The 11213-nt window shown below is 65.3% G+C and carries 9 protein-coding genes; 6 read left to right on the top strand and 3 right to left on the bottom strand.

The annotated features are described in order from the left end of the window. Nucleotides 1–69 precede the first annotated feature (69 nt). The 3 genes from JNE37_RS12240 to JNE37_RS12230 all read left to right on the top strand — a co-directional run bounded on the left by JNE37_RS12240 (nucleotide 70) and on the right by JNE37_RS12230 (nucleotide 3157). Nucleotides 70–1035: a Tim44 domain-containing protein gene (locus JNE37_RS12240; protein WP_203063001.1), complete on the top strand. Its 966-nt coding sequence runs from the start codon at nucleotides 70–72 to the stop codon at nucleotides 1033–1035. Between the two features lie 322 nt (nucleotides 1036–1357). After that, complete coding sequence (gene motA, locus JNE37_RS12235) at nucleotides 1358–2221, top strand: flagellar motor stator protein MotA (RefSeq protein ID WP_035035717.1); 864 nt, start codon at nucleotides 1358–1360, stop codon at nucleotides 2219–2221. Nucleotides 2222–2239: 18 nt separating this feature from the next. Next, the gene (locus JNE37_RS12230; protein WP_035095216.1) at nucleotides 2240–3157 is read left to right on the top strand and encodes a flagellar motor protein MotB; all 918 of its coding nucleotides are present in this window, start codon (nucleotides 2240–2242) and stop codon (nucleotides 3155–3157) included. A 78-nt stretch (nucleotides 3158–3235) separates the two neighbouring features. Here JNE37_RS12230 and JNE37_RS12225 read toward each other — a convergent pair whose 3' ends face one another. Further along, on the bottom strand, nucleotides 3236–3967 hold the full coding sequence (locus JNE37_RS12225) for a nucleoside deaminase (RefSeq protein ID WP_200879828.1): 732 nt from the start codon (nucleotides 3965–3967) through the stop codon (nucleotides 3236–3238). A gap of 247 nt (nucleotides 3968–4214) precedes the next feature. Here JNE37_RS12225 and dinB point away from each other — a divergent pair, with 247 nt between their 5' ends. After that, entirely contained in the window at nucleotides 4215–5462 is a 1248-nt protein-coding gene (dinB, locus tag JNE37_RS12220) for a DNA polymerase IV (protein WP_203063000.1), read from the top strand. Between the two features lie 6 nt (nucleotides 5463–5468). Here the strand turns inward: dinB and JNE37_RS12215 are convergent, their stop codons facing one another. Continuing rightward, nucleotides 5469–6698, bottom strand: a complete 1230-nt coding sequence (locus tag JNE37_RS12215; RefSeq protein WP_203062995.1) for an MFS transporter — start codon at nucleotides 6696–6698, stop codon at nucleotides 5469–5471. A 96-nt stretch (nucleotides 6699–6794) separates the two neighbouring features. Here JNE37_RS12215 and JNE37_RS12210 point away from each other — a divergent pair, with 96 nt between their 5' ends. Continuing rightward, on the top strand, nucleotides 6795–7727 hold the full coding sequence (locus tag JNE37_RS12210; RefSeq protein WP_203062993.1) for a LysR substrate-binding domain-containing protein: 933 nt from the start codon (nucleotides 6795–6797) through the stop codon (nucleotides 7725–7727). On the opposite strand, the gene JNE37_RS12205 is transcribed toward JNE37_RS12210, so the two are convergent. Continuing rightward, the gene (locus tag JNE37_RS12205) at nucleotides 7708–8871 is read right to left on the bottom strand and encodes a hypothetical protein (RefSeq protein WP_203062991.1); all 1164 of its coding nucleotides are present in this window, start codon (nucleotides 8869–8871) and stop codon (nucleotides 7708–7710) included. The genes JNE37_RS12210 and JNE37_RS12205 overlap by 20 nt on opposite strands. Before the next feature lie 136 nt (nucleotides 8872–9007). On the opposite strand from JNE37_RS12205, the gene JNE37_RS12200 reads away from it, so the two are divergent. Further along, nucleotides 9008–11188, top strand: coding sequence for an FdhF/YdeP family oxidoreductase (locus JNE37_RS12200; RefSeq protein WP_203062990.1), 2181 nt, complete (start codon nucleotides 9008–9010; stop codon nucleotides 11186–11188). Nucleotides 11189–11213: the final 25 nt, after the last annotated feature.

Here is an 11213-nt window from a genome sequence, read left to right as displayed (position 1 = left end):
CAACTTAAAACCGGGCGCAGCATGTCCTACATGCGTGCGTGAAACATCAGTTCCAGCAAGGGTCAAACAATGTTCGCTTCCCGGGGCTTCCGGCTCGCCAGTCTGCTTGCATCGCTCGTCCTGGTCCTTTCCATGGCCACGGTCGATCAGGCCGAGGCCCGCAGGGGCGGTAGCTTCGGCAGTCGCGGCACGCGCACGTTCCAGGCGCCGGCACCGACCAATACCGCACCCATGACCACTCCGCCCGTCCAGCGCTCGATGACGCAGCAGAACAATGCCGCGACGCCAGCCGCCAATGCGGCCCAGACGCGCGGCTTCGGCAGCGGGTTCGGCGGCGCCATGTTGCGCGGCCTCATGTTCGGCGGCCTGCTTGGCCTGCTCTTCGGCGCCGGTTTCGGTGGCTTTGGCGGCATGCTGGCCCTGCTTGCGCAGGTGGCAATCATCGGTGGCCTCATCTACCTGGCCATGCGCTTCTTCCGCCCGAGCCCGGCGGGTGGCCGTCGCGCTACGGCAGGCGGCCCGAGCGTCAATGCCTATGAGGCGCCCTATCGGGATAACGGCTCGGCGGCCGGCCAACGCTATGGCGCCGGTCCGAGCTCGACTTCGAGCCGCAAGCCCGGCAATCCCGACGAGATCGGCGTTTCGCAGGCGGACCTCGAGACATTCGAATCGATGCTGACCCGCGTTCAGGCCGCCTTCACGCAGGAAAATTATGCGGCTCTGCGCGCACTGACGACGCCCGAAATGATGTCCTACCTCTCCGAGGAACTGGGTAACAATGCCACGGCTGGCGTCAAGAACGAGGTTGCCGACGTCAAGCTGCTGCAGGGCGACCTGTCGGAAGCCTGGCGCGAGGGCAATGTCGAATATGCCACCGCCGCCATGCGCTATTCGTCGGTGGACGTTACCCGCGAACGCGCCAGCGGCCGGGTAGTCGATGGCGACCCGGACCGCGCCACGGAGGCCACCGAATTGTGGACCTTCACCCGCCCGCGCGGGGGCGACTGGAAGCTCTCGGCCATCCAGGAAGCCTGAGTTCGACGGATCTTGCGGAGGGCGCCATCGGCGCCCTCTTGCGTTAAAGGGTCGCAATCCCCTTTTCCTCTCGCTGCCGTGATCGGCGCGCGCTCCGAATAAACTGGCCGTTAATGTAAATCCGCTGAATATGCAGGCGTGAGAATGACTTCACGTCGACGTGCGGGGGCGGTCGGAAACTTAATTGACCAGTAATATTGATTGCTGCGTTCTTAATTACGTCTTCTACCCAACGCTCCCCCAACGCCCCAGTGCTTCATGACTCGCTGCGTCGGATAAGTTGTAACCGGGCTGGCCCGGCTGAGTGTGAGTACCGAGTAGAATGCGTCTCATCGTTGGTATCATTATCGTCATCGCCTCCGTCATCGGCGGCTACGCGGCGATGGGCGGGCACCTGGAAGTGCTCATTCAGCCTTTCGAGGCGCTGATCATTCTCGGCGCCGCCTTCGGCGCCTTCGTCATCGGTAATACCGGGCCGGTGCTCAAGCAGTGCAGCGGCATCTTCAAATCGCTCATCCGCGGCCCGCGCTACAACAAGGCCGCCTATGTCGAGTTGCTGGGCCTGCAGTTCACGCTCTTCAAGCTCGTCCAGTCCAAGGGCATGCTGGCGCTCGAGCCGCATATCGAGAACCCCAAGGACTCCTCGCTCTTCGCACAGTTCCCCACCTTCGCCTCCAATCACCACGCGGTCGAGTTCATGTGCGACTACCTGCGCATGGTGACCCTGGGCACCAATAACGTGCATGAGATGGACGCGCTCATGGACGAGGAACTGGAAACCCACCACCAGGAAAACCACCGGGTGGTCAACGCCATCCAGGCCCTCGCCGACGGCACCCCGGCCCTCGGCATCGTGGCCGCCGTGCTCGGCGTGATCAAGACCATGGGCTCGATCAGCGAGCCGCCCGAAGTGCTCGGCCACATGATCGGCGGCGCGCTCGTGGGTACGTTCCTGGGCGTCTTCGTCGCCTATGCCTTTTTCGGCCCGATGGCGCAGGCGCTGCGCAACATCTACGAGGCCGAGGCCAAGTACTTCCTCTCGATGAAGGTGGGCCTGCTCGCACACATCTCGGGCAATCCGCCGGTCATGGCCATCGAATTCGCCCGCAAGATGCTGATGTCGGAAGACCGCCCGTCGTTCACCGAGATCGACGAAGCGACCGCCAACCTGCAGATCGCGGCCTGAGCGAGCGACACCTGAACCATGGCCAGCCTTGAACAACCCATCATCATCAAGCGCGTCAAGAAGGGCGCGCATGCCCATCACGGCGGCGCCTGGAAGATCGCCTATGCCGACTTCGTGACGGCCATGATGGCCTTCTTCCTCCTGCTCTGGCTGATCAGCATGACCACGCCCGAGCAGAAGAAGGGGCTTTCCGACTATTTCGCGCCCAACAAGGTGAGCCAGAGCACGAGCGGCGCCGGCGGCTTCCTCGGCGGTCGTGCGCTCGATGAAGTCGGCGCCAAGATGGCTGGCCGCTCGCCCTCCCAGCAGGACGTGATCGCCACCCCGCCCCCGAGCACGAAGCCCGGCGAGGACATCGCCGCCATTTCCGGCATCGACGGGCAGAAGGGCAAGACCAACGACACCCGCAGCTCGCAGACCGAGATGCAGGCCAAGGACGACCTGGCGTTCAAGAGCGCCGCGGCCAGCATCCGCCAGGCCTGGCAGGCCATGCCCGACATCACGAAGATCCAGGACAACCTGCTGCTCGAAGAGACGCCGGAAGGCCTCAACATCCTGATCGTCGACCAGGAAGGCCGGCCGATGTTCCCGGAAGGCTCGAAATATCCGTTCGAGCTGACCCGCAAGGCCATCGCTGCCATCGCCCCGGTGCTCCAACAGCAATCGAACCAGATCACGATTTCGGGCCACACGGCGGCGGGCGGCTCGTTCCCGAACCAGAATTACGGCCCCTGGCAGCTCACCAGCGACCGCGCCAATGTCGTGCGCGAAATCCTCGCCGAGTTCGGGCTTTCCGACGACCACGTGAATACGGTGGCCGGGCGCGCGATGGCCGAGCCGCTCTTCCCGAACGACCCGTACCTCGCAGCCAACGAGCGCATCAAGATCACCCTGCTCCATGAGCCGCCGCCGGTTCCGGCGGACATGACTCCCTAGCCGCTCCTACAACGCAGACAACACAAACGCCGCCGCGAAGGTCTCGCGGCGGCGTTTGCGTCTGAGCGGTTCCCTGGATCAGTAGGGGTGACGATCCTGCTTGTTCATCCAGGCCTCATAGGCCTTGAGGCCGGTATCGCGCTCGAAGCCTTCGGTCACCGCGATGCGGCGCTCGGTCCAGGGCTTGGCGAAGTCTTCGTACTGGAACGCGTCGTCGAAGCCGATGGCGCTGGTGTCCTTGAGGCTGGCCGCGAAATAGAGGTGGTCGATGCGCGACCAGTAGATCGCGCTCATGCACATGGGGCACGGGGCGCCGTTGATATAGATCTCGCAACCCTTGAGCATCCTGGCGCGCTCGGGCACCGGGTCGGGCGAGCCTTCTTCACGCGGGATCATCTCGAGGATCGTGCCGGCGCCGTAATCGCTGCCGAGCAGGGCCTTGGGATTGAGGCGGGTCGAAGCGTCGATGATCGCGGTGATCTCGGCATGGAATACGGGAATGCCGGTCAGCAGCACGCGGTTCTGGCCGCGCCCGATGATCTCGCCGTCCTTGACGATGACGGCGCCGAACGGGCCGCCCCAGCCCTTCTCGACCGATTCAATGGCGAGGCGAGTCGCCTCTTCCATGAACTTCTTCTTGTCCTCTGAAGGAGCCGCGACGGCTGAAATGCTGGAGAAGCCCACGGTCGCCGCGGCGCCGGCGGCAACCGCGCTCGCCATGAACATCCGGCGGCCCGGATCGAGCAATTCGTCGCGATGCGTGTGATCGCATTCCGCCCCGTGAGGCGTGTTACAGGTACAGCCGTTCATCAAAACCCCCACTTGAAACCGGACGCGGACACGCGCCGGGCTGAGGAAACGCTACTTTTCAAGTTGGAATAGAGATTTAACGGCCGCCTGCCGGCACTTGGCGGCGGACGAAAGCACGCGGACTTTCTCGGGGCAGAGTTAAGGATGTGCCTCCGACGCGCTTTCAGATTTCATGATTGCGACTCGTCTTGACCGCAGTTTTGTTCTTGTTATGTTCTAGCTCTCAACCTGAGGATCGCACGAGCAGATGGAGAACGAGGCAACTATTCTCCATGCCGACCTCGACGCCTTCTACGCGTCGGTCGAGCAATTGCTGAACCCGGAACTGCGCGGCAAACCCATAGCCGTGGGCGGCGGAGTGGTGCTGGCGGCCTCCTACGAGGCCAAGGCCTTCGGCGTGCATGGCGGCATGCCCGGGCGCAAGGCGCGTGAGCTTTGCCCGCACCTGCTCTTCGTGGGCGGACACTTCGAGGACTACCAGCGGCTCGGCGACGCGGCGATCCGCGTGCTCGGGGACTATACGCCGCTGGTCGAGCGCATCTCGATCGACGAGGCCTTTGCCGACGTCGCCGGTACCGCGCATCTTTTCGGGCCGCCGGTGGACGTGGCGCGGCTGGTGCGCAAGCGGGTGCGCGAGGAACTGGGGCTGCCGATGTCGGTGGGCGTGGCGCGGACCAAGCACCTGGCCAAGATCGCCTCGCAGGTGGCCAAGCCCGATGGCCTGGTGGTGGTCGACCCGGCAGACGAAATCGCGTTCCTTCATGACCTGCCGGTGGAGCTCATGTGGGGCGTCGGGCCGGTGACGCGGCAGAAACTCGCCGATGCTGGCATTCGCACCATCGGACAGATGGCAGATCTGCCCGGCAAGTCGCTGGAGCGACTGGTCGGGCATGCGGCGGGCGAGAAGCTTTCGGCACTGGCCTGGAACCAGGATCCGCGCGTGATCGAGACGCATCGGCGCGCACGTTCGGCGGGCGCGCAATCGGCGCTCGGGCGACGCCCCTTCGCCGAGCATATCTACCGCCCTGCCTTGCGACACCTCGCCGACCGCATCGGCTCGCGGCTGCGCGCCAAGGCGCTGGCCGGGTGGACCGTGACGGTGCGGGTGCGCTTTGCCGACATGCATGCCGTGACCCGCGCGGCCACGCTCGGCGCTCCGGTCGCCGCGACCGCAATACTGGCGGAGGTGGCCGAGACCCTGGTGCGGCAGGTGCGCCGTGACCATCCGGAAGAGCGAGCGATCTCGCTTCTCGCCATCTCGGTCTCGCATCTCGAAAAACAGCCTCTGTTGCAGCTTGAGCTGCCGCTGGGTCTTGGCGACGAACCGCTGCGGCCGGGCACCAGGATCGGTCGGGGCCGCTGGACGGCGGACCGGGCCATGGACGCGGTGCGCGACCGTTTCGGCTGGGAGGCGATAGGCTATGGCTCGGTGATGCTCGAGGCTGGTCGCTCGGTGCCCGAGGCTTTCCGCGAGCTGGCCGAGAAAGACCTCTAGACGTCACTAAGCGCTTACGCGCCCGCTCGATCGTTCCCCGGCGAAACGCAGCCCGCCGAGGGTGGCAAGGGCCAGCAGCACGACCAGCGTCCCGCCGAGGCACATGGCGACGGCCACGCCCCATTGCGCCGAAATCGCGCCACCGAGCAGCGGCGCGGCCAGCATGACCGCGGTTATGACCGCCTCGCTGGTGGCCGAGGCGCGAGCCATCACGGCCTGCGGCACCCGCCGCTGCATGAGCACGCGGAACGGCACCATCATCATCGCTGTCGTGCCGCCCATCGCAGCGAGGATCAACAGGAAGGGCGCCAGCCCCATGGGCAGGCCGAGCATGGCCCAGACCGAGACCGCCATGGTGGTAAGCCCCGAAACCACAGCAGCAAGGATCATCACCGGCATGGGTCGCTGGCCGGCGAGCCGCCCCGCCAGCAGGGCTCCGACCACGCCGCCTGCGCCCGACGAGGCAACGCTGAGCGCAAAACCTTCCTGCCCCAGCCCGAACAACACTGCCACGAGAGCGAGCTGGCTGTCGTAGAGGAAGAAGGCGAAGAAGGCGCCGGCGGCGAAGAGCAGGGCCAGCAGCAGGAGCCTGTCACGGGTGAAGACTGCAAAGCCCTCGATGATACCGCCGCCTTGCTCGTCCTTCGTTTGTAGGCTCGGGAGCGCCTGCCTGCCGGCCAGCGGCAGGCAGGCGAGAGCGGCAAGGAGGGAGAGGATGGCGTTGGTACCAATGACCCAGTTAAAGGGCATGACGGCAAGCAACAGGCCGCCCAGCCCGGGGCCGACGACCTTGGCCGTCTGGTTGATGGCGTGGTGGAGACCATTGACCGTGCCCAGATCGGCATCGGACGTGATGCGCTGGATCATTGCCTGGCGGGCGGGTGCAAAGAGCGAGTCGACGGCCGAGCGCAGCAGCACGATGGCGAGCACGGCAACGACATTGGACGCCACGAGGATGAGCGCGGTCGTTGCGGCACGCCCGAGATTGGCGAGGAGCATAGCCCGGCCCGGCTCGTCCCTGTCGACCCAGACCGCGAGCCACGGGCCGATCAGCGCATAGGGTGCCGCGAGACAGATGGCAAAACCGGCAAGGACCAGCGGGCCCTCTCCCCAGACGAAGACCAGCAGCGAGAGGATAGCGACATAGTCGAGCCAATCGGCAAGATCGGCCGGCACCGAACAGGCGAGCAGCCAACGCTGCCGTCGATCACGCAGGAAAGCATACGTGTTCATCATGAAACGTCATCCGCTGGACTCTCGGCGAGCATCAATTGCACAATGATGGTGCGGGTTAAAATGAAACCTCGACGCCCCCATACATGAGGATTTCTCATGCACCTCGATCGTATCTTGCCACCATTGCCGACCTTGCGTGCCTTCTGCGCCATCGCCCATACCGGCGGCTTCGGCCGCGCGGCCGAGCAATTGCACCTGACCCAGACCGCCGTCAGCCACCAGATGGCGCAACTTGAGGATTGGCTCGGCGCCAGGCTCTTCGACCGCGGCCGCCACGGCGCGCGGCTGACGCCACTGGGCGACCGTCTGCTGCCGCAGGTTGAGCGGGCCCTGGACCTGCTCGATGATGCGCTGTGGTCGGCACGGACGGAGGCGGATGCGCAGTCGCTGACCCTGTCGGTGACGCCGGAATTCTTCAGCCAATGGCTGAGCGCGCGACTGCCGGATTTCTGCGCGCTTTACCCGGCGATCGAAGTGAAGCTCGTCGTGGGCTATCGCGTCCCCGATTTCGGGGCGGATGGGGTAGATTTGGCCATCTGGCTGGGCACCTCGCACCGCGACGTTGTCAGCGAGCCCTTCTGGCACGACGAGGAATTCGCCGTCTCCTCGCCGGACCTCGCCGCGCGGCTGCCCAAACGCGAGGCTTTGCGGGCCGCGCCGCTGCTGCAATATCAGGGCGCGCGCCATACCGCGCTCGACTGGCAGCGCTGGTACGAGCAGAGCATCGTGCTACCCGACAACGCCGACCGCGCCGCGTTCGACAAGGAGATGGAGGCTGCGATCGCCAGCGGGCCGATCTATAATTCTTTTGCCGAAATGCTCGAAGCCTGCCGCCGCGGGGAAGGCTTCGCCCTGGTGCGCAGTTCGCTGGTCCAGGACGACCTGCGCGCCGGCACGCTCGTTCGCTGCTTTATCGAGAGCATGCCGGCGGCAGTCAACTACGCCCTGACCTATCGGCCGGGCATTATGGGCTCTGCCGCCGCGAAGTGTTTTCGCGACTGGCTGATGGCTAGCGCCAGAACGCCTTGAGCGTGGAAGGCGTGTGCATGTTGCCGTAGAGGTACTGCCAGAATTCGGCACGACGCTCGCGCGGCACCGTCTTCCAGACATCGTGCACCGCCATATCGCCGCACCAATAGGCGTAAACGAACGGCGCCCGCAGACCGTGGCGCAGGAAACCGAGGCGCGAGGCCGTGGTCGCCACGTCCATGTAGCCGGCTTCGGCATTGGCGGCTGCGATCTCCTCGATCGACTTGCCCTCGACATGGTGCTGCCAGGCGGCATTGCAGCGCAGCGCGCCGCGCAGGCGCTGGAGAGCCACCGCCAGCTCATCCTCGGGCGTTTCCACCCAATCGATGAAGAAGAGGCCGTTATCGGCAATGCCTTCGAAAAGTGCGCTCGAGGCGGAGCTGGTCACCACCTGCGCGCCATCGAGCGGCATCGAGCCGTCGGCGACATAGCGCTGGCGCAGGGCCAGGTGCACGAGATGGCCCGGGAAGGCCTCGTGGGTCGCCAGGTGCTTGAGCGCGTAGATCGTATAGGGATGGTCGAGATTGAGCAGCAGCTTGCGGCCCCGATAGTCGCAATAGGCAGAGAACGGCACGCCGCGCACTTCATCGGGTTCGAGCCAATCATCGCCCATCTCGTACATGGTGGCGCTGACCTTGGCACGGGCATCGGCGGTGAGCTTGCGCATCGTATCGAGCACCTGCTCGCGCGGCACGCGCACGTCGGCTTCCCAACGGCGGACATCGCTGCCGAGGTCCGTACCGCCATAGCCGATCTCGGCGAGCTTCTCGGCGATGATCGTGCGATAGCCGTCGAGCGTGGCATCGTCGACCTTCTGCGTCGAAACGCGGATCTGGCGGCGTACGCGGTCGGCGAAGGAGATGTCCTTTTCGGCAAAGGTCGTGACCAGCGCCAGGAGCGAGTCGATCATTTCGCTGACATAGGCCTTGCGCAGCTCGCTCTCGGCCTCGGCCGGCACGCGGGCCAGGAGCGCTTCGAGGGCGCCCGTCGCTTCGGCATAGTCACGCAGCGAGGTGGGCTCGACCTCGGCCACGGCGACCGGAATGAGCCCTTCCTTGTCGAGAAAGCCGTCGCTGCGCGGCGTCGAGCGGTAAAGCTGGTCGATGCCTGCGGTGAGGCGGGCGAGTTCGGTTCCGAGTTTCATGGGGGGACTCATAGACAGTTTGTAGACTTGGGGCGCCGCAAAGTGCGGCAGAAGCGGCCGGGGCGCAAGATGCGCATCTCACGCGCCTCTTGTCCAGCCCGGCTCGGCCTGCCACTCTCCCGGTGGGGAGAACGACATGAACGAACACAAGCCGATCGTCGGCGGCGGGCCCAAGAAGGTGCTCTATACGCTCGCCACGGTCTCGCGGATCGGCATCGGCAAGGCCGCCAAGGCGCTGACCGCCAGGAACACCTGCAAGGCCTGCGCCTATGGCATGGGCGGCCAGATGGGCGGCATGACAAACGAGCTGGGCGAATTCCCTTCGGTCTGCAACAAATCGGTGCAGGCGCAATCGACCGATATCCAGCCGGCTATCCCCTACCAGATCTTCGAGCACCACCCGATCAGCGACCTGATGGAGCTTTCGGGGCGCGAGATGGAGCATCTGGGGCGTCTGGGCAACCCGATCTACAAATCCCGCAACAGCCAGCGCTTCCACGAAGTCACCTGGGATTTCGCGCTCGACCTGGCGGCCACGCGCCTGCGCGCGACCGACCCGCGCCGCTCGTTCTTCTATTCCTCGGGGCGATCCTCGAATGAGGCGGGCTTCATCTTCCAGCTTCTCGCCCGCGCCTACGGCACCAACAACGTCAACAACTGCTCGTATTACTGCCACCAGGCGACGAGCGAAGGCCTGGCGACGACGATCGGCAAAGGCACGGCGACGGTCGAACTGGCCGACCTCAAGGGCGCGGACCTGATCTTCGTGATTGGGGCCAATCCCTCGTCCAACCATCCCCGCTTCATCCACATGCTCAAGAATTGCCGCGACCGGGGCGGCGAGGTGATCGTCATCAACCCGGCCAGGGAGCCGGGGCTGGTGAAGTTCGCCGTGCCCAAGAGCCCGAGCTCGATGCTGGCCGGCGGCACAGAGATCGCCTCGCTTTTCGTGCAGCCCCGGATCGGCAGCGATATCGCGCTCCTCAAGGGCATCGCCAAGGCGGTGATCGAGATGGCAGCCGAGGACGCGGTTTTTCTCTCGGCCCATACCAATGGGTTCGAGGATTTCAGCGCAGATGTTGCAAGCCTCGGGTGGGACGACATCGAAGCAGCCTGCGGCGTGCCCCGGCAGGAGATCCAAGAGATCGCGCGGCGCTATGCAGCCTCGCGCAATGCGGTTTTCGCCTGGGGCATGGGCATGACCCACCACCTCCACGGCACGGCCAATGTCGAGGCCATCGCCAACCTGGCGCTGCTGCGGGGCATGATCGGCCGCCCCTTTGCCGGCCTGCTGCCGCTGCGCGGGCATTCCAACGTGCAGGGCATCGGCACGATCGGCGTCAAGCCGGTGCTGGCGCGCGATGTGCTCGCCAAGATGGAGCGGGCTTTCGGCGTCACCTTCCCCGCCGAACGCGGCCTCGACACGATGGGCTGCATCCAGGCGGCCCATGACGGAGCGATCGACGCAGCCGTCATCATGGGCGGCAATCTCTACGGCGCGACGCCCGACACCGCCTTCGCCGAGGCGGCGCTGGCGCGGATCGGCTTCAAGCTCTTCCTCACCACCACGCTCAACCAGGGCCATGTGCATGGCCTGGGTGAAGGGGAGGCGCTGATCCTGCCGGTGACGGCACGCGACGAGGAATGGGAGCCGACCACGCAGGAATCCATGTTCAACTTCGTGCGTCTGTCGGATGGCGGCATCCGCCGGCTGGGTAATGTGCGGCCGGAAAGCACGATCCTGTGCGATCTGGCGACCATGATGCTACCCGCAAGCCCAGTTCCCTTCGCGGCATTCAAGCACCATGCGAAAATCCGCGAGGCCATTGCCAGCATCGTGCCGGGCATGGAGCAACTGGCGGACATCGACGTCGCCAAGCGCGAATTTCACATCGCCAACCGCCTCTTGCACGAGCCGCATTTCGGCATGCCGGACGGCAAGGCCCGCTTCGTTGTGACGCCCCTGCCCGCGCAGCCGACCGCGCCGCTTCAACTGGCGACGGTGCGCAGCGAAGGGCAGTTCAATACCATCATCTACGAGGAGCGCGACAGCTACCGCTATGGCGCGGGGCGCGACTCGCTTTTCCTTAATCGCGAGGACATGGCGGCCTTTGGCGTCTCGGAGGACCAGCGCGTGTGGGTGAAGTCCGAGACCGGGCGCATGGAGGCCCGGGTCGTGCCGTTCGACCTGCCGCGCGGAAGCGCCCTGGCCTATTACCCGGAGGCCAATGTGCTCGTCGGAACCGCTATCGACGAGCGCAGCCGCACCCCCGCCTTCAAGTCGGTGGGCATCACCATCGAGCCCATTGCCCATTGACGGGCAGTTGCGAACAAAACGAGAA

The sequence above is a fragment of the Paradevosia shaoguanensis genome, assembly GCF_016801025.1.
Taxonomy (GTDB): domain Bacteria; phylum Pseudomonadota; class Alphaproteobacteria; order Rhizobiales; family Devosiaceae; genus Paradevosia; species Paradevosia shaoguanensis.
The sequence above is the reverse complement of the archived record's forward strand: the minus strand, read 5'-3'. Positions and strand labels throughout refer to the sequence as shown.

Bases quoted from the DNA above. Each gene is read 5' to 3' on its own strand.
- JNE37_RS12240 (WP_203063001.1), top strand. From the start codon at position 70: ATGTTCGCTTCCCGGGGCTTCCGGCTCGCCAGTCTGCTTGCATCGCTC.
- motA (WP_035035717.1), top strand. From the start codon at position 1,358: ATGCGTCTCATCGTTGGTATCATTATCGTCATCGCCTCCGTCATCGGC.
- JNE37_RS12230 (WP_035095216.1), top strand. From the start codon at position 2,240: ATGGCCAGCCTTGAACAACCCATCATCATCAAGCGCGTCAAGAAGGGC.
- JNE37_RS12225 (WP_200879828.1), bottom strand. From the start codon at position 3,967: ATGAACGGCTGTACCTGTAACACGCCTCACGGGGCGGAATGCGATCAC.
- dinB (WP_203063000.1), top strand. From the start codon at position 4,215: ATGGAGAACGAGGCAACTATTCTCCATGCCGACCTCGACGCCTTCTAC.
- JNE37_RS12215 (WP_203062995.1), bottom strand. From the start codon at position 6,698: ATGATGAACACGTATGCTTTCCTGCGTGATCGACGGCAGCGTTGGCTG.
- JNE37_RS12210 (WP_203062993.1), top strand. From the start codon at position 6,795: ATGCACCTCGATCGTATCTTGCCACCATTGCCGACCTTGCGTGCCTTC.
- JNE37_RS12205 (WP_203062991.1), bottom strand. From the start codon at position 8,871: ATGAAACTCGGAACCGAACTCGCCCGCCTCACCGCAGGCATCGACCAG.
- JNE37_RS12200 (WP_203062990.1), top strand. From the start codon at position 9,008: ATGAACGAACACAAGCCGATCGTCGGCGGCGGGCCCAAGAAGGTGCTC.